Source organism: Pectobacterium sp. HCp5_1 (assembly GCF_032905925.1).
GTDB lineage: Bacteria > Pseudomonadota > Gammaproteobacteria > Enterobacterales > Enterobacteriaceae > Pectobacterium > Pectobacterium brasiliense_A.
Genome location: NZ_JAUMIO010000010.1, coordinates 77,657 through 96,705, shown reverse-complemented (window position 1 = coordinate 96,705; position 19,049 = coordinate 77,657). Strand labels below are relative to the sequence as shown.

Genomic DNA, 19,049 nt, shown 5'->3' with positions numbered 1-19,049 from the left:
AAAGTTACAGCTTGGCTGCCAGCAGCGTTTCCAGCTTTTGTTGATCGGCAGCGAACAGGCGAATGCCTTCCGCCAGTTTATCGACGGCCATCGGATCCTGATGGTGTTCCCAGCGGAATTCAGCTTCAGAGAGTGGGGAGGGATGATGGAACCCTTCGGTTGACGGTGTCAGCTGGCGTTCAACCGGCGCATCGCTGTTTTTCAACTGATCCAGCAGCGCAGGGGAGATCGTCAGGCGATCGCATCCGGCCAGCGCCAGAATCTGTTCCACTTTGCGGAAGCTGGCGCCCATGATCACGGTTTGGTAGCGGTGGCGTTTGTAGTAGTCATAGATATTACGCACGGAGATCACGCCGGGATCGTTGTCTGCCTGATAGTCGCTGGTGGGCTGCTTTTCCTGATACCAGTCATAAATCCGGCCGACAAACGGGGAGATCAGAAAGACGCCCGCTTCGGCACAGGCGCGCGCCTGCGCAAATGAGAACAGCAGCGTCAGGTTGCAGTTAATCCCTTCTTTTTCCAGCTCTTCGGCAGCGCGAATCCCTTCCCAGGTGGCGGCGAGTTTAATCAGAATGCGTGAACGCGGAATGTCTTTTTCCTGATACATCCCAATCAGTTTGCGTGCTTTGGCGACGCACATCCCGCGATCGAACGAGAGGCGGGCATCCACTTCGGTAGAGATGCGCCCCGGAATACTTTTCAGCACTTCTGCGCCGATGTTCACCGCCAGTCGGTCGCTGGCGTTGATGAGCCGCGTTTCCGAGCTACCGCCTTGCTGATTCGCATAGGCAATCGCGTCATCAAACAGCGGTTGGTATTGAGGCAGGGTGGCGGCTTTCAAAATCAAGGACGGATTCGTGGTGGCATCTTGCGGTGAAAATTGACGAATGGAGTCGATATCGCCGCTATCGGCGACCACCACGGTAAATTGTTTAAGGGCTTCGAGTTGGTTCATGAATGAGCTCCTTGGTGTAAATAGAGAAATGGCATGCGCAAAACAGAGCCAACACACTGCACCATGAGGTCGTGGAATAACATGCGCTTTTTCCGATTGCTGTGGTTGGGCTTTCTCGACTAGAACACTATTTTGCTGCACGGAAAGTCGGCTGAGCGAACAGTGAGACTGACGGCCAGTCAGTCTGGGGATAACTGCGGGCCGTCAGACAGGATTACCGGTGATTTTCCTGATGCTCGTAGTAGCTGATTTTCTCGACTTTTGGTGCGGATCCACCGCCTTCAAACTCGGCATCCAGCCAGGCACCGACAATCTCTTTTGCCAGTTCGGGGCCGATAACCCGCGCACCAAGCGCGATTACCTGCGCATCGTTACTTTTTCTGGCCCGCTGGGCGGAATAGGTGTCATGGCACTGAGCGGCACGAATGCCGTTGACCTTGTTCGCCACGATACACATGCCGATCCCGGTGCCGCACAGCAGGATCCCACGCTGGTGCTTACCGTCTTTAATCGCGTGCGCCAGCGTGTAGGCAACATCGGGATAGATCGGGTTTTCCCCTGTGGGATCGTAGCTGTAGTCGGTCACCGTCAGCCCTTTCTGCTGTAAATAATCAGTAATCGTGTTTTTCAGATCAATCGCGGCGCTGTCTGCACCAATTGCAATCGAGAGCATATCTATCTCCTGCCTGGCTGAGGGTCAAAGTGAGCCTGATATGTCGCTTTCGCTAAGTTGTTTATAAAAAACATTAATAAACAGACACTAACGAGAATCTCTCTGCCTGATTCCGTACATTTCCGGCCTTTTCATGGCTAAACATATACCGCTTCTTTCAAATGTTCAATGTGTGATTATTTGTTTTTTGTTTTCTCGGAAAGGAAACGATGATTAAAAGAGTGATCTTGGTCACTTTTACGCCTTTTAAGGCGCTATTTTACCTTTTTGATACATATTTAGATCATGCTCACAATTTTTAAACAGAGAGATAGGCAAAAGACTGGGGCAAATATATCGTTCATATGTTCACAGTGCGTGTTAATGATCTAAATCTTTAGAGGGCATAACAATGTGTCAGACCTGTATGCAAACCATAAAAAAGACAACGAACAACAAAGGTCACACCGGGTATCGAATGACGAAAGAGGATGAAATGCAGGAACAGCCTGGCGTAGAGGCAATGACAGGGAAGGGGTTGGCTATCGGTAGTAAGGGGGCTGTATGAGTAAAGTATCGGCTGCTGCAACGGCGGGGCAATCTGCCACAAAACCGTCCACCACAACACCATCTGCTGTAGAACAATCGGCCATTCGCAAGATCTCCTGGCGTTTGGTGCCTTTCGTCGGCTTGATGTTTTTCATTAACTTCCTCGATCGTACGGCTATTTCGTTCGCGGGACCGAATGGCATGAACACCGATCTTGCGCTCACCGTGGCGCAGTTCGGACTGGCTTCTGGCATTTTCTTCATTGGTTATATTCTGCTGGAAGTCCCAAGTAATCTGGCGTTGCACCGTTTCGGCGCGCGCAAATGGCTGTCGCGCATTATGGTGTCGTGGGGCATTGTGTCATTGCTGTTTACCTGGGTAAGCAGTATTGAAGGGTTGTATATCCTACGTTTCCTGTTGGGGATTGCGGAGGCGGGCTTTTTCCCTGGCGCGATCTTGTTCCTCAGCATGTGGGTGCCTGCCCGCTATCGCAGCAGAATTCTGTCACTGTTCTATCTGGCACAGCCGCTGACGGTGGTGTTAGGTGCGCCGCTGGCTGCCTGGCTGATTGAGCAGCACGGCCTGTTCGGCCTGTCCGGTTGGCGGGTGATGTTCCTCGGTGTATCTGTTCCGGCCATTATCGTCGGTATCATTACCTGGTTCTATCTGGTGGATCGTCCGGCCGATGCCAAGTGGCTTAACGCCGATGAGAAACGCTGGCTGGTCAGTGAACTGGAAAGCGAACATGCCACTAAAAATCACAGCAAACACCCTAGCGTGATGACCGTGATGTTCAATAAACGCGTCTGGGTACTGTGCCTGATTTACTTCGGTTTTATTTACGGCCTCTACGCGCTGGCGTTCTTCCTGCCCACGATTATCGCGGGTTTCCAACAGCAGTTCGGCACGACGTTCAACGTCATGGATAAAGGGCTGATTACCGCGATCCCTTACTTGCCTGCGGCCATCGTGATGTATTTCTGGTCGCGTGATGCAACGCGCCGCGGTTGTCGTTCATGGCACATCGCCATCCCAGCGTTGACCGGTGCGATCAGCATTCCGCTGGCGCTGTTTATGGAATCCCCTACGGCGACCATTGCGGTGATTACCGTAACGGCCTGCTCCATTTTCGCTGCGCTACCTAATTTCTGGACATTACCGACCCAGTTCCTGACGGGAGCGTCAGCGGCGGCAGCCATCGCACTCATCAATACCATTGGCAATGTTGCCGGATTTTCAGCGGGATACATCACCGGTGCGGTACGGGGGGTAACGGGAACCTACGTGCTGCCCATGATGATTGTCGGGGGGCTGATGCTGCTCTCCGCCGTGTTGATTGTCCTGCTCAGCCGTTCGGATCGGGTATCGAAAGCCGCATCAGCCACACAGGAGCATTGATATGACGTATTTGTTCAACCAACCTTCCGCCTTTGCCCGGGAACTGACCGAAGGCTTTGTGGCGGCGCATGCTGACAAAGTGCGTCAGGTACCAGGCGGTGTGGTCAGAAGCACTCGCAGTCGTGAAGGTGGGGTCGCCATTGTGGTCGGGGGTGGCTCCGGCCACTACCCGGCGTTTGCCGGACTGGTCGGGCAGGGGCTGGCGCACGGCGCGGCGATGGGCAACCTGTTTGCTTCGCCATCAGCCCAGCAGATCTGTAGCGTTGCCCGAGCGGCACACAATGGTGGTGGCGTACTGCTGACGTTCGGTAACTATGCGGGCGATGTGCTTCATTTCGGACAGGCTAAGGCGCGTCTGAATGCGGAAGGTATCCCGTGTGAGCTGCTAGCGGTTACCGATGACATTTCCAGCGCGCCACTGAACGAATGGCAAAAGCGTCGTGGGGTAGCGGGCGATCTGATGGTCTTTAAGGCTGCCTCTGCGGCGGCGGAAGCGGGCTATGATTTGGCCGCCGTACTTGAGGTTGCCGAGCGCGCCAACCAGCGCACCCGCTCGCTCGGCGTGGCCTTCTCTGGCTGTACCCTGCCGGGCGCGGAACACCCGTTGTTCACCGTTCCTGAAGGAATGATGGCGGTAGGCATGGGGATTCACGGCGAACCGGGTATCCGTGATGCCCCTATTTCAACCGCTGATGAACTGGCTGAGCTGTTGGTCAGTTCACTGTTGAAAGAGGTACCGCAAGGCATCACGACGCTCTCCGGACAGCGGATTAGCGTGGTACTCAACGGCCTCGGCGGGGTGAAATACGAAGAATTGTTTGTGGTTTATCGCCGCGTTTCACAACTGCTGGTTGAGCAGGGGCTGACGGTGGTCGAGCCGGAAGTCGGTGAACTGGTAACTAGCTTTGATATGGCGGGTCTATCGCTCACGTTGTTCTGGCTCGATGAGGAACTGGAGCGTTTCTGGCGTGCGCCTGCTGATGCACCGGCATTCCGTAAAGGCAGTATGTCTCCCGCCGAACCGCTGGCTGAGCGGACATTCACGGCAGAACTCGATGTGATCCCAGCCGCGACGGCGGCATCGAAAGCAACGGCACACTGTGTTGCGGCGGCGTTGAACGCGGCGCGTGACATTGTACTGGCTAACGTCACCGAGTTGGGCCGTATCGATGCCATTGCCGGAGATGGCGATCACGGCATTGGCATGGAGCGTGGGGTGATTGCCGCAGCGGAAAAGGCCGCGGAGATGCTGGAACGGCAGGCAGGCGCTGGCACGTTATTGCAACGTGCGGCAGATGCCTGGGCCGATCGCGCAGGAGGAACGTCTGGCGCAATCTGGGGTGTCGCGTTGAATGCGCTGGGAACGGTGTTGGGTGATGAGCAACGCCCTGACGGTCGCCGCGTGGCTGACGGTATACGTCAGGCCAAAGAGAGCGTGATGCATTTTGGTAAAGCGAAACCGGGGGATAAAACGCTGGTGGATGCACTCATCCCCTTTAGTTTGGCACTGACGCAACGAGTCGAAGCGGGAATGCGCTTGCCAGAAGCCTGGCAGCAGGCTGCGCAGTGTGCCCAACAGGCCGCTGACGACACGGCACAGCTGTTACCCAAAATTGGTCGCGCCCGCCCGCTGGCAGAAAAAAGTCTGGGCACGCCCGATGCGGGGGCGATATCGCTAGCCATGATCCTTGAGGCGGTGTCGGCCGTGTTGAACAGCGATACGACGCCGACTCCTTCGCATCAGACGGCGACGCAAGCGGAGAGTGAGCGATGAGTTCGCGCAAATTAACGCTGGGCGTCAGCCTGAAAATGTATTTCGGCTATCAGCAGACACTCGACTGGTGCCAGAAAATCCATGAGATAGCCGAACAGCATCCGCTGGCATCACTGCCCTCGGCCCGGCTGTTTGTGCTGCCCGCCTTCCCGACGTTAGCGCCCGTAGTGCAGCGCTTTGCCCGGTCACCCGTTCATGTCGGTGCACAAGATCTGCACTGGGCGGATAACGGAGCCTTCACCGGAGAAGTGAGCGGCACCATGCTGCATGAAATGGGGTGTCGCTATGTCGAAATCGGGCATGCCGAGCGTCGTCGCTATTTTGGCGAAACGGATGAGCATTTCGCGCTGAAAACGGCGGCGGCCTGGCGTAATGGGCTAACGCCGGTACTGTGCGTAGGCGAGGAGAAACGTGGCTCGACGCAACAAGCCATCGACACCTGCCAGGCTCAATTAGACGCGGCACTGAATCTGGCCCAGAAGCAAGAGCTGACGGGCGATCTGGTACTGGCGTATGAACCGCAGTGGGCGATTGGTAGTACGGAGCCCGCCCCGACAGCGTACATCAGCGAGGTCTGTCAGGCATTAAAACAGCATTTTCCAACACAGGCAGGCGTGCGCGAGGGGCGAATTATTTATGGCGGCAGTGCCGGGCCGGGATTGCTGAGTCAGCTTGGTGACGCCGCTGATGGCCTGTTTTTGGGGCGTTTTGCCCATGACCCGTCGGCGTTTAACGCCATTATGGATGAAGCCTTCATGCTCTGTTCGCAGGCGTAAGTGAGAGGAAATAAATATGGCAATTGGATTAAGTACCTATGCGTTCTTCTGGCGAGCCTCTTCCCGCGTGCCGAATCCGCTGGGGTTGGAAGCCATGCTGGAGCAAACCGCAGAGTCTGGTGCGGGCGTTTTCCAGATTTGTGATTACGCGGCGGTGGAAGCACTCTCGTCTGCCGAGTTGGAAAAATTGCGGCAGCGCGCGGTCGATCTCGGTATTCAACTGGAATTGGGAACACGAGGGCTCGCCACGGATCACCTGACACGCTATCTCACGTTGGCTCGCGCGCTGGATGTCCGTTTTATCCGCACCATGTTCAACACAGCAACACATAAGCCGACACAAGACGAGGCGCTTGCTTTGCTGCGCCGCGTGCTGCCTGAGCTTGAGCAGCACAACATCCAACTGGGATTGGAAACTTATGAGCAGGTAAGAACGCGCGACGTGCTGGCGGTCGTTGACGCCATCGACAGTCCGGCACTGGGAATTTGTCTCGATCCTGGCAACTGTGTTGCCGCCCTGGAATATCCGCGTGAGGTGATTGAACTAACGGCCTCGCGGGTAGTTAACCTGCACATCAAAGATTTTGCGTTTGCCCGTCAGGAAGGTTGGGTGGGCTTTACCTATTCCGGCTGTCTGCTGGGAACTGGCCTGCTGGATTACGACGCGCTTCACCAGGTCGTTCATCCGAACGAACGAAACATTAATCAGATCGTCGAGCATTGGCTGCCGTGGCAGGCCAATGCGGAAGAAACGTGCCGTCTGGAAGACGCCTGGACGCGCCATAGCCTGAATTATCTCTACACGCGCAATCCCTATGCGAACCGTTCATCACACATTCTTTGAATATCCCAAATCCGAGGAGTAACAATCATGGCTGCTGAATTAAAAACCATTACTGTACTGGGCGCTGGCGGTAAAATGGGCATGCGTATCTCTGCCAATTTCCAGAAAAGTGACTATCAGGTGTTTTACTGCGAGAACTCGCCGCGGGCGCAGGAGCAAGTGGTTGCCGCAGGCAGAGAATTGTCCGTTGCTGAGCAGGTGATTCCTGAAAGCGACGTGGTGATTCTGGCCGTTCCTGATATTGCTTTGAAAGTGGTCTCTGAACTTGTTGTCCCGCAGATGAAAAGCAACGCGGTGCTGCTGACGCTGGACCCGGCGGCGGCCTATGCCAATCTTATCGCCAAGCGTGATGATATCGATTACGCCGTTGCCCATCCGTGCCATCCTTCCGTATTTCTGGATCGTTTCACGCCGGAAGAACATGCCGATGCATTTGGCGGCGTGGCCGCGCCACAGCACGTTGCCGCCTCTTATGAGGCGGGCAGTGACGAGCAGAAGGCCACCTTAGCGCGCGTGGTTAAAGTGATGTATGGCCCGGTGATTGATGTGCACTGGGTGACGGTAAAACAGCTGGCCTATCTGGAACCGACGCTGGTTGAAACCGTCGCCTGTATGGTTGGCACATTGATGAAAGAAGCGCTGGATGAAACTATCAACACAATTGGCGTACCGGAGGCCGCGGCGAAAGCTATGCTTTATGGACACATTCAGATCGCGCTGGCGGTGGCTTTCCGCAGCACGAATCCGTTCTCGGATGCGTGTATGATCGCGATTGAATACGGTAAAGAGAACATCATCAAGCCGGATTGGAAGAAAATTTTCGACGAGAAAGAGCTCGATCTGGTGATTGCCAAAATGCTGAAGATTGATGCCATTCAGCGGTAATGTGTCACGTTGCCGGAGTCAGTATTTTTGTCTGGCTCCGGCGCTTCTGCCTCTGTCCGTTTGCGCCACCATCAGGGATAATCTCGCTGGGCTTGAGCCTCTTCTCCCAGCGTGTAACAATTATTCATTGCGACGGTTTTCATCTGTAGACACAGCGTCTGTATAAACCGATCCCCTTGTGTAAGGAAAATGTGACCAGATGGAAAAACAATCAGGATCTCAGGAAAGCGAACTTCTGACTGAAATCGCCGTTGCTTATTATCAGGACGAAATTACTCAGGAAGAGATTGCCAAGAAATTCGGTATTTCGCGCATCAAAGTCGGGCGTTTGCTGAAACGAGCGAAAGAAGAAGGCATTGTTGAAATTACCGTGCGCTATCATCCGGTCTTCAGCACGCGTCTTGAACAGCAAATGCTGGAGCGCTTTTCGATCAAGCGTGCGCTGATTGCACTCGACCATCAGGATGAAGAAGAGCAGCGTCGGCAGGTTGCGGCACTAGTTTCCAACTATCTGGCGCTGTCGTTGAAAGACGATACCGTGGTCGCCGTTGGACAAGGACGTAATGTGGCGGCGGTCGCCGACCATGTGAGCAACGTGACGGAACGTAACTGCCGCTTTATCTGCGGTATCGGCGGAACACACCGTCCCGGTGATGCGATTAACGCCGACCATATCAGCCGCCGTCTGGCAAAGAAATTTGGTGGCAGCAGCGAAACGCTGTATTCACCCGCTTATGTCGAAAACCGGGCGCTCAAAGAAGCCTTCATGCAGAACGGCACCATTAAGGAAACGCTGGATCGGGCGCGCAAGGCCGATATCGCGCTGGTGGGCATTGGGGATATGAATGAGAACAGCTACATGGTTAAACTCGGCTGGTTCACCCCGCATGAAATTATTGATGCCAGCCTCAATCAGGGCGTGATTGGGGATATCGCCGGATATGACTTCTTTAACGCGCAGGGCCAGCATGTGGATACGGTGATGAACGAACGGGTGATTGGCGTGAGTATTGAAGAGCTACATAAAATCCCCTGCGTGATTGCGATTGCTTCTGAAAATACCAAAGCCTTAGCGATTCTCGGCGCGCTACGCACCGGAGCCATCGATATTATCGCCACCAGTGCAGGTAATATTCGTACTATTCTGAATATGACGCAGTAACCTCTCTTTCTCTGTTGCGTGGTGTGTTTGCATCACGCGACGATCTTCCCGTTTTCTCTGAATTTCTCTCAATTATCCCGTTTGGTGTATCCGATTTTGGCTGCAAATCGAACAAAAAACCGTCAAATAAAATAACTATATTAACCAGCATTCCCCCTCAGTTTTTGCCATCCTCGGTAGTTTAGCTATACGCAAACACTATACTGGGTACTCTTGACCCTACAGACACAACACAACAAAACCGAAAAGGTACATAAGATGGATGAACAGCTAAAGCAAAGCGCCCTTGATTTCCACCAGTATCCGATCCCCGGCAAAATTCAGGTTTCCCCGACTAAGCCGCTGGCGACGCAGCGCGATCTGGCGCTGGCATATTCTCCCGGTGTTGCGGCTCCCTGTCTGGAAATTGCGGCAGATCCGCTAGCTGCCTACAAATACACCGCGCGCGGCAATCTGGTCGCCGTGATCTCTAACGGAACCGCCGTTCTCGGTCTCGGCAATATCGGCGCACTGGCCGGTAAGCCGGTGATGGAAGGCAAGGGCGTTCTGTTCAAAAAATTCTCCGGCATTGATGTTTTCGATATCGAAGTCGACGAGTTGGATCCGGACAAGCTGATCGATGTGATCGCTGCGCTGGAGCCGACGTTCGGCGGTATCAATCTGGAAGACATCAAAGCGCCTGAGTGCTTCTACATCGAGAAGAAGCTGCGTGAGCGCATGAAGATTCCCGTCTTCCATGACGATCAGCACGGCACGGCGATCATCTGTACTGCTGCGGTTCTGAACGGCCTGCGCGTAGTAGAAAAAAATATCTCTGATGTGCGTCTGGTGGTGTCCGGTGCGGGCGCAGCGTCTATCGCCTGTCTGAACCTGCTGGTGGCGCTGGGTCTCCAGAAGCACAACATCGTGGTGTGTGATTCGCGCGGCGTGATTTTCCACGGTCGTGACGAAAATATGGAAGAGACCAAAGCGGCGTATGCGGTGGAGGATAACGGTGCCCGTAAGCTGGCGGACGTGATCCCGGATGCGGACATCTTCCTCGGTTGCTCCGGTCCTGGCGTGCTGACGCCGGAAATGGTGAAAACCATGGCCCCGCGTCCGCTGATCATGGCGTTGGCAAACCCGGAGCCAGAAATTCTGCCGCCGTTGGCGAAGGAAGTGCGCCCGGATGCGATTATTTGTACCGGCCGTTCCGACTACCCAAATCAGGTGAACAACGTGCTGTGCTTCCCGTTCATCTTCCGTGGCGCGCTGGATGTGGGTGCGACCACGATTAACGAAGAGATGAAGCTGGCTTGCGTACATGCGATTGCTGATCTGGCGCTGGCAGAGCAAAGTGAAGTGGTGGCCTCTGCTTACGGCGATCAAGAGCTGTCATTCGGCCCGGATTACCTGATTCCGAAGCCGTTCGATCCACGTCTGATCATCAAGATCGCACCGGCGGTGGCGAAGGCGGCAATGGATTCCGGCGTGGCGACGCGTCCGATCGAGGATTTCGACGCCTATATCGAAAAACTGACCCAGTTCGTCTACAAAACCAACCTGTTCATGAAGCCGATCTTCGCGCAGGCGCGTCAGCAGCCGAAACGTGTCGTATTCGCGGAAGGTGAAGATGCGCGTGTGCTGCACGCCACGCAGGAGCTGGTGACGCTGGGTCTGGCGTTCCCGATTCTGATTGGTCGTCCGAGCGTCATTGAAATGCGTCTGCAAAAGCTGGGGCTGCAACTGACCATCGGTAAAGATTTCGAAGTGGTCAATAACGAATCGGATCCGCGCTTCAAAGAATACTGGAGCGAGTATTTCCAACTGATGAAGCGTCGCGGCGTATCGCAGGAAAAAGCGCAGCGCGCGGTGATCGGTAACCCAACGCTGATCGGGGCCATCATGGTTCACCGTGGCGAAGCGGATGCGCTGATTTGTGGCACGATTGGCACCTATGAAGAGCATTTTGATGTGGTTGAGAAAGTGTTCGGCTACCGCGAAGGCGTACAGGCTGCGGGGGCGATGAACGCGCTGCTGCTGCCGAGCGGCAACACCTTTATCGCTGATACCTATGTCAACGCGGATCCGACGCCGGAACAGTTGGCAGAAATCACGCTGATGGCGGCAGAAAGCGTACGCCGTTTCGGTATCGAGCCGAAAGTTGCGCTGCTGTCGCATTCCAGCTTCGGCACCTCGGATTCTCCGACGGCGCAGAAGATGCGTGCCACGCTGGCGCTGGTCAACAAGCTGGCTCCGGAGCTGGAGATCGATGGCGAGATGCACGGCGATGCCGCGCTGGTGGAAGCTATCCGCCGCGAGCAGATGCCGGACAGCCCGCTGAAAGGTTCGGCTAACATCCTGATCATGCCGAACATGGAGTCTGCGCGTATCAGCTATAACCTGTTGCGCGTGTCGTCTTCAGAAGGCGTGACGGTAGGGCCGGTACTGATGGGGATCTCGAAACCAGCCCACATCCTGACGCCGATTGCCTCGGTGCGCCGGATCGTGAACATGGTGGCGCTGGCGGTGGTGGAAGCACAAACTCAGCCGCTGTAAGTCATTTCCAGTCATACAGACAAACCCAGCCAGAAATCGGCTGGGTTTTTTATTTATCGCAATTTATCGACCAAATAGTCGCCTGACTAAGATGAATCAATGGAATAATTTTGGTTTTATGCCATGATCCCGCCTCGTCTTTAGGGGGAGACTCCCCGGACTTGATAAAAAAACCAACGAGCGACTATCGGTTATGGCAACACGCGCAGTGAATGAGAACACAGTAGAAAAAAACGGTATAGGAAAGCGTCTTCCTTCGCTGTTTGGCGGGTCGATGATTATTGCAGGGACGATTATTGGTGCCGGGATGTTTTCCCTGCCGGTGGTGATGTCGGGGGCCTGGTTTTTCTGGTCATTTGCCGTGCTGGTGTTTACCTGGTTTTGTATGTATCACTCGGGGCTGATGATACTGGAAGCTAACCTTAATTATCCGACTGGCTCCAGCTTCGATACGCTGACTAAAGATCTGCTGGGCAAGCGTTGGAATGTCATTAACGGCATATCGATCGCCTTTGTCCTCTATATCCTGACTTACGCCTACATTTCGGCGAGTGGTTCCATTATCCATCACACGCTTGCTGAGATGTCGGTTGATTTCTCTGCACGCATTGGTGGCTTCCTGTTTGCGCTGTTTGTCGCGTTGACCGTATGGTGGAGCACCGCAGCGGTGAGCCGCATGACTGCTTTTTTTCTGGCAGCAAAGGTACTGACCTTTTTCATGACGTTCGGCAGCCTGCTGTGGAATGTGAAGCCAACGGTATTGTTGAATGTGGCGGAGCCGGCACCCAGCTATCTGCCTTATGTGCTGATGACGCTGCCATTCTGCCTGGCATCTTTCGGTTTTCATGGTAACGTCCCCAGCCTGGTGAAGCACTACGGCCGTGAACCGCAGATCATCAAGCGCTGCCTGTTTATTGGCAGTTTGCTGGCGCTAGTGATGTATGCCATCTGGCTGATTGGCACGATGGGAAACATTGCCCGTCCTGACTTTATCGGGATTGCGGAGCGGGGCGGTAATATTGACGTGCTGGTGCAGGCGTTGGCTGGGGTGTTGAATAGCCCTTATCTGGACGTGCTGCTCACTGTCTTTTCCAACTTTGCCGTCGCCTGTTCGTTTCTCGGCGTGACGCTGGGGCTGTTTGATTATCTGGCAGATTTGCTGAAGTTTGACGATAGCCGAATGGGAAGAGCCAAAACAGCACTGGTGACCTTTCTGCCGCCGGTCATCGGTGGCCTGCTATATCCGAACGGCTTTATTTATGCGATTGGCTTCGCCGGGCTGGCCGCTACGGTGTGGGCGGTGATTACGCCCGCGTTGCTGGCTCGCGCGTCGCGCGTCCGCTTCGGTAGCCCGCTGTTTCGCGTGCGGGGCGGTAATGCGATGATTGCGTTGGTGCTGCTATTTGGTATCGGCACCGCGCTGATACACATTCTTTCCAGCCTTGATCTGCTGCCAGTGTATCGCTAAGTCAGTATCGCCATCCTGTTTTGCCTGTTAAAAGAGCAGCAAACGCGGGATGGCGAGAACTTCAGGCCATTATGGCTTTTTTGACTGCTGCAACCACTTGTCCAGCTCATTAGCAAACTGCTGACGGTCCCGCTGATTTAATGCGCTGGGGCCACCGGTTTGTATCCCGCTGGCTCGCATGGTATCCATAAAGTCCCGCATGTTCAGCCGTTCCCGAATGGTATCCGGCGTATAGCGCTCTCCGCGCGGATTCAACGCGATGCCGCCTTTTTCTATCACTTCCGATGCCAGCGGAATATCCGCAGTGATCACCAGATCGCCAGCTTCAACGCGCTGCACGATCTCATTGTCGGCGACGTCAAATCCCGCCGAGACGCGCAGCGTGCGAATAAAGCGCGACGGCGGTACTTTTATGGTCTGGTTAGCAACCAGCGTGACCTGTGTTTGTGTGCGATCCGCCGCGCGAAATAGCACTTCTTTGATGACGTTAGGACAGGCGTCGGCATCGACCCAAATCTGCATGACTTATGCTTCCTTGTTGTGCGTGTGACTTTCAGCCAGCCAGTCTTTGGCCGGTAAAAAATCTTGATACAGCAGGGCTTCCGGGCTACCCGGTTCAGTCTGATGCTGGTATTCCCAGCGTGCCAGCGGTGGCATGGACATCAAAATTGATTCGGTGCGTCCACCGCTTTGCAGACCAAACAGCGTACCGCGATCCCAAATCAGGTTAAATTCCACATAGCGGCCGCGACGATAGAGCTGGAATTCGCGCTCGCGTTCTCCCCAAGGCAGATCTTTACGCCGTTCAACGATGGGCAGATAGCCATCAAGGAAGCCGTTACCGACGGCGCGAATGAAGGCAAAGCTGGTAGCAAAATCGGGCTCGTTGAGATCGTCGAAAAAGAGTCCGCCGACACCGCGCGCTTCGTTACGATGCTTCAGGAAGAAGTAATCGTCGCACCACTTTTTATAGCGCGGGTACACATCGTCACCGAACGGCTGGCACAGGTCGTGAGCGGTCTGATGCCAGTGCACTGCGTCCTCTTTGAAACCATAATAGGGCGTAAGATCGAAGCCGCCGCCAAACCACCAAACCGGTTCTTCTCCCGGTTTCTCGGCGATGAACAGGCGCACATTGGCGTGGCTGGTGGGGATATAAGGGCTCAGCGGATGAATGACCAGCGACACGCCCATTGCCTGAAAGCTGCGGCCTGCCAGATCCGAACGATGGGTGCTGGCTGAAGGCGGTAACGACTTACCGATAATATGAGAAAAATTTACGCCCGCGCGTTCAAAGATGCGTCCGCCGGACAGCACGCGACTGCACCCGCCGCCGCCTTCGGCACGCTGCCACTCATCTTTGGCGAAATCGGCTTCGCCATCGATCGCTGCAAGCTGCTGGCAGATATCTTCCTGTAAGCTAAGCAAAAAATGTTTTACCGCATTGACGTCAGACATAGTGGGCATCTCGTTTCTTTGGCGATGGAGCACAATAATAAAGGCGGGCAGTATACCATCAATAAAATCGATCCCCGGTCACCTGTTGTGTGATTCCTGACGGCGGCGCGCAATTTGAGATTGCGTCTGATAAAAATCACGCGATAATCACGATTTACCTTATTGCAAAATGGCGACTGTGATGGAAATCCGCATATTCAGGCAGGATGACTTTGAAGCCGTGATCACCCTCTGGGAACGCTGTGATTTGCTGCGCCCGTGGAACGATCCTGAAATGGACATCGAACGTAAGCTCAATCACGATCCCGATCTGTTTCTGGTCGCAGAGGTGAACGGTGAACTGGTGGGATCGGTGATGGGCGGTTACGACGGCCACCGCGGATCGGCATATTATCTGGGCGTACACCCTGATTTTCGCGGGCGCGGCATTGCGAATGCGTTGATTAGCCGTCTGGAGAAAAAGCTCATTGCCCGCGGCTGCCCGAAGATTCACCTGATGGTGCGCGAGGACAACGATGCTGTCATCGGTATGTATGAAAAGCTCGATTATGAGATCGTTGACTGCATCACGCTGGGAAAACGCTTGATTGAAGATCGGGAATATTGATCGCTATTGCGTTGATGCTAAACCGTTATCCCTGCACCGCCTCTCCCCCCGAGTTATCCCCTTTTAGTAAAAGTGCGCCTCTGTTAGCGCACTTTTTTCATTTAACCTCAATGCGTTACTGTGATTTGTAATGATATTGCCTGCAGTTTGTTAGACTTTGTGGGTAACAGTTTTCATTTGTAAAACGATTCTCATTTGTATTATTATTTATTAATGTTGTCCGATCGGCCTTGACATGTTTTTTTGTGTTCCGATCTTGCTTACATTTTATCGCCTGGAAGATTGTGATTGCACGACTGACACCAGGAAGTTGAAGTTTAAGAGATGGAGTTGGATAGTGAGTCGTGAAAATCTTCAGGGGGCTTTGCTGGGTGCGAACCGCACTGGCCGCGGCGCATTGCTGGGCTCTCGTCCTCTTGCTCATTCCTATCCAACCGCAGCGCTGACCGCCGATGTGCCTAACTGGCGTTCGCTGGCATTCTTTGTTTTGTCCTGTGTTGCGCATGCGGCGCTGGCGCTTTTCTTTCTATTGCACTCTTCCCCGAAAGAAAGCATTGAAGATATGGCGGGAAATGCAGGCGGAAGCATGCAGGTCACGATGATGGCTGCGGCAATGACGCAGCAGGCTGATTCATCCCCTCCTACCGTAGAATCTTCCGATCCTCCCGTTGTGGCGACGCAAACCGTTTCTTTAGAACAACCTATTTCCCCCCCGTTACCAGAACACCCCAACCCGGTTATTAAACAACCTGTCATTGAGCGCAAGCCCGTCACACCCGTTGCGGAAAAGAAGCCGCCCGTGCGTGAGAGAAAGCAGCCTGAAAAGAAACCTGAGAACAAACCAAAAGAACAACAGCAGGTGACGCAGCAGCAGACAGAGAAAAAGAGTGAGTCTCCCGTAGCGACAAGCCAGACCGGCGATGCGCCTTCACCAATGCAAGCCTCTGCTGGTATGCCGGGGAGTGCGGCGACCGCTAAGGCTGGAGAAAGTGATAGCGGTCAGGCTGCGCGTGGTGCAGGGAAAAGTAATAGCCAAAATTTTAAAGCGCTGCATCGCCGCGTGAATTATCCCTCTCGGGCAAAAGCGCTGGGTGTGGAAGGAAAAGTGCGCGTCAAATTCGATATTACCGGTAGCGGTACGGTCACTAACGTACAGATTCTGTCTGAAACGCCAGACGGCGTATTTGGCGATGACGTGATGAAAGACATGGCGCGCTGGCGCTATCGCACGGAGGCACCGGTGGAGAATCAGGTGGTTTCCATCGTTTTCAAACTGAATGGACACATTCGGGTTGACGACCAGCAATAAATATTACATGTGGAATTTACAATAATATTTTATTTTTCAAATGATTATGCTTATTGGGGATTTTGAATAAATGAATAAGAACGTCTATTTAATGATGCTATTGTCATTATTATCAGGGCCTGCACTCGCACAGCAAAATGATACCTCTGCCGATGAAAATCAGCAGAAAAACAAGACAGAAACCGAAGAAGAACAGCAGGGTGATTCCTCTTCGGAAAATGGCGAAGATACGATTTTAGTCCGCTCAACCCCGACCAGTCAGTCGATGGGCACGCAGATTATTAATGCTGAGCAGATTAAAAAGATGCCTACTGGAAACGGTTCGATACCGGAGTTATTAAAGAATAACGCTGCTGTGCAGTTCTCGAACACAGCGAATAGCAGCAATACGCCGGGCGAGTTGGCTCCAGAGAACGTCTCGTTCCACGGCGAGAAATTTTATAACAATAATTTTATGATCGATGGGCTATCGAATAATAGCAATATCAACCCTGGAGCCAATAAGGGGCAGCTAGATGGCGATCCTGATGGTTACAATGCGACAGATCTACCTGCGGGTGGGACACAGTCATTCTGGATTAACTCGGAGCTGATTGAATCGCTGGAAGTATTTGATAGCAACATATCCGCTAAGTACGGTGATTTTACTGGCGGTGTTGTGGATGCCAAACTGATGGACCCTAAACTGGATAATGTATTTGGCAAGGTTTCTTATCGTACCTCGAGCGATAGTTGGACCCGTTATCACATTGATTCCAACATTAGCGAAGACTTCTATTCTGCGACTAACCTGTACTACCAGCCGAAATTTAAGAAGCAGTTCTACTCGGCCACCTTTAATCAGCCGTTAAGTGATAAAGCGGGATTTATTTTTGCCTATAACCGGCAGCAGTCAGATATTCCCTATTATCATCAGTATTTGCAACAGTGGGACGATCAGGAACGGATTAGTGAAACCTACCTGCTAAAAGGCGTCTATTTGGCGGATAATGGTGATATTGTTCGCATGATGGGCATGTATTCTCCGCACGAATCAAAATATTATAAACGAGATGTTAAAAACGGTTCGTTCACTAATACTGGTGGTGGTTACCGTTTTAATATGGAGTGGGAGCACAATGCCAACTGGGGGAAAGTGATCAGCTTGGCGGGATATCAGTCTGAACAAAATAAAATTGAACATGAGTCAAATTCTTTTCAGACATGGAATCGTTACAGTACAAGGGATAATTTTATTTCCGAAAAAATTGACTGGGTTAGTTCTCTTCCTGCTGGTAACTATCAAAATTCATTAATAGGCGGATCCGGAACGTTTGCAACAGAAAAAAGCACAATTACATTAAAGCAGGACTATGAGCTTAACCCTTTAGCAATTTGGGGAACCCAGCATCAGTTAGATTTAGGCTGGCAAGTTGATTCTTATAATACAAGATACCGCCGCTTTAGCGATGTTAGCTCAAGCCGAGCAAGACCAACTTTTGATAAAAATACAGTGTGTCAGGCTGGGGATGACTATTGTATTGCCGGGGAACAATATTTCAAAGGCCGGACTCTATATCCAGAACGTACCGTTGAGGGAAGTTATACTAATTACGCCGTTTACCTTCAGGACAGTATTTCTTTTGGCCGTGTAGAAGTGACCCCCGGCGTGCGTGCTAGTTATGATGATTTTCTGGAGAACCTGAATTTCGCGCCCCGTTTTTCTGCCTCTTATGATGTCTTCGGCGACCGGTCAACACGTCTGTTTGGTGGGGCGAATCGCTATTATGGCGCGAATATGCTGTCGTATAAGCTGCGTCAGGGGATTAACACGAATATTATTCAAAACCGTACGTCAGCCAGCGATCCATGGGTTTCCAACCCTGCAAGAATTGCGGGTCTTGACTACGATATTTCTGATTTAAACACGCCTTACAGTGACGAAATAACACTGGGGTTATCACAGCGTGTGATGAATACGGTGTGGACGGCAAAGTGGGTTAATCGTAAGGGAAAAGATCAGTTTGGTGCTGAATCAATGACCGTTGATGGGCAACGCTACCGTGTAATGAATAATGCTGGCCGGACGGAAGGGAATACATTGTCTCTGGAAGTGGAGCCAATTAGCCCGCACCGTTTCAGTTTCGCGGAAGTCAATTGGAAATTGGGTGCCAGCATTGCAGAAAATAAAGCTAACTCGATTGCTTATTACGATGACGTGAGTTCAGATGAGAATCGGGTGATTGTTGATAATAAGTTGATGTATAAGGGTGACATGGATGCGATGGATTTCAATACGCCATGGCGTGCCTTCCTGAATGTGGATACTTACTTCCCGGCGGTTCGTCTTAACTGGGGGCAGCGCGTAGGCTATACCTCCGGCTACAAAGGCTATACGACCTTGTCATCTGCGACGGTGTGTCCAGGCGGTAGCTCTGCGTGTAATGCCGACCCAGGCTTTACAGGAAGCGCTATAGAATATATCTCCACTAAATATGACGATTTTATCTCCTACGACTGGCGTTTCTCCTATTCTCAGCCGGTATACAAAACTCAGACGCTGGATATCACGTTGGATGTACTGAACGTTTTGGATAACGTAGTAGAAACTCAGCAGAAGGTGAGTTCGCTTAACAGCACCGTCACCTATAAACCCGGCCGTCAGTTCTGGCTTGGCGTCGCTTACACCTGGTAA

The 19,049-nt window shown here is 52.9% G+C and carries 15 protein-coding genes; 11 read left to right on the top strand and 4 right to left on the bottom strand.

Annotation, left to right across the window (positions count from 1 at the left end):
- Window positions 1-4: 4 nt before the first annotated feature.
- A complete protein-coding gene (tal, locus tag Q3A88_RS09720; RefSeq protein WP_317177814.1) occupies window positions 5-955 on the bottom strand; it encodes a transaldolase in 951 nt (316 codons plus the stop codon).
- A 214-nt stretch (window positions 956-1,169) separates the two neighbouring features.
- Window positions 1,170-1,628, bottom strand: coding sequence for a ribose 5-phosphate isomerase B (gene rpiB / locus Q3A88_RS09715; RefSeq protein WP_014914261.1), 459 nt, complete (start codon window positions 1,626-1,628; stop codon window positions 1,170-1,172).
- A 543-nt stretch (window positions 1,629-2,171) separates the two neighbouring features.
- Between rpiB and Q3A88_RS09710 the strand changes: the two genes are divergently transcribed.
- From Q3A88_RS09710 to mtr, 8 genes are all read left to right on the top strand, one after another.
- A complete protein-coding gene (locus Q3A88_RS09710) occupies window positions 2,172-3,554 on the top strand; it encodes an MFS transporter (protein WP_110163730.1) in 1,383 nt (460 codons plus the stop codon).
- Window position 3,555: 1 nt separating this feature from the next.
- A complete protein-coding gene (locus Q3A88_RS09705) occupies window positions 3,556-5,328 on the top strand; it encodes a dihydroxyacetone kinase family protein (protein WP_317177813.1) in 1,773 nt (590 codons plus the stop codon).
- Window positions 5,325-6,104 carry a triose-phosphate isomerase family protein gene (locus Q3A88_RS09700; protein WP_317177812.1) on the top strand — a complete coding sequence of 260 codons (780 nt, stop codon included), beginning with the start codon at window positions 5,325-5,327 and terminating at the stop codon, window positions 6,102-6,104. Before Q3A88_RS09705 ends, Q3A88_RS09700 begins: the two co-directional genes overlap by 4 nt.
- Window positions 6,105-6,120: 16 nt before the next feature.
- Window positions 6,121-6,948 (top strand): sugar phosphate isomerase/epimerase family protein, encoded by an 828-nt coding sequence (locus Q3A88_RS09695; RefSeq protein WP_317177811.1) that lies wholly within the window; start codon window positions 6,121-6,123, stop codon window positions 6,946-6,948.
- A gap of 27 nt (window positions 6,949-6,975) precedes the next feature.
- Window positions 6,976-7,833, top strand: coding sequence for a phosphogluconate dehydrogenase C-terminal domain-containing protein (locus Q3A88_RS09690; protein WP_010284305.1), 858 nt, complete (start codon window positions 6,976-6,978; stop codon window positions 7,831-7,833).
- A 199-nt stretch (window positions 7,834-8,032) separates the two neighbouring features.
- Complete coding sequence (locus tag Q3A88_RS09685; protein WP_010284307.1) at window positions 8,033-8,995, top strand: sugar-binding transcriptional regulator; 963 nt, start codon at window positions 8,033-8,035, stop codon at window positions 8,993-8,995.
- A gap of 258 nt (window positions 8,996-9,253) precedes the next feature.
- Window positions 9,254-11,533, top strand: coding sequence for an NADP-dependent oxaloacetate-decarboxylating malate dehydrogenase (gene maeB / locus Q3A88_RS09680; RefSeq protein WP_039548421.1), 2,280 nt, complete (start codon window positions 9,254-9,256; stop codon window positions 11,531-11,533).
- A gap of 193 nt (window positions 11,534-11,726) precedes the next feature.
- Complete coding sequence (gene mtr / locus Q3A88_RS09675; RefSeq protein WP_317177810.1) at window positions 11,727-13,001, top strand: tryptophan permease; 1,275 nt, start codon at window positions 11,727-11,729, stop codon at window positions 12,999-13,001.
- A 69-nt stretch (window positions 13,002-13,070) separates the two neighbouring features.
- On the opposite strand, the gene Q3A88_RS09670 is transcribed toward mtr, so the two are convergent.
- A complete protein-coding gene (locus Q3A88_RS09670; RefSeq protein ID WP_010307164.1) occupies window positions 13,071-13,523 on the bottom strand; it encodes a YaiI/YqxD family protein in 453 nt (150 codons plus the stop codon).
- Between the two features lie 3 nt (window positions 13,524-13,526).
- Complete coding sequence (hemF, locus tag Q3A88_RS09665) at window positions 13,527-14,459, bottom strand: oxygen-dependent coproporphyrinogen oxidase (protein ID WP_110163724.1); 933 nt, start codon at window positions 14,457-14,459, stop codon at window positions 13,527-13,529.
- Between the two features lie 181 nt (window positions 14,460-14,640).
- Between hemF and Q3A88_RS09660 the strand changes: the two genes are divergently transcribed.
- From Q3A88_RS09660 to Q3A88_RS09650, 3 genes are all read left to right on the top strand, one after another.
- Window positions 14,641-15,066, top strand: coding sequence for a GNAT family acetyltransferase (locus Q3A88_RS09660; protein WP_039274944.1), 426 nt, complete (start codon window positions 14,641-14,643; stop codon window positions 15,064-15,066).
- A gap of 337 nt (window positions 15,067-15,403) precedes the next feature.
- Window positions 15,404-16,375, top strand: coding sequence for a TonB family protein (locus tag Q3A88_RS09655; protein ID WP_317177809.1), 972 nt, complete (start codon window positions 15,404-15,406; stop codon window positions 16,373-16,375).
- A gap of 70 nt (window positions 16,376-16,445) precedes the next feature.
- The gene (locus Q3A88_RS09650) at window positions 16,446-19,049 is read left to right on the top strand and encodes a TonB-dependent receptor plug domain-containing protein (RefSeq protein WP_317177808.1); all 2,604 of its coding nucleotides are present in this window, start codon (window positions 16,446-16,448) and stop codon (window positions 19,047-19,049) included.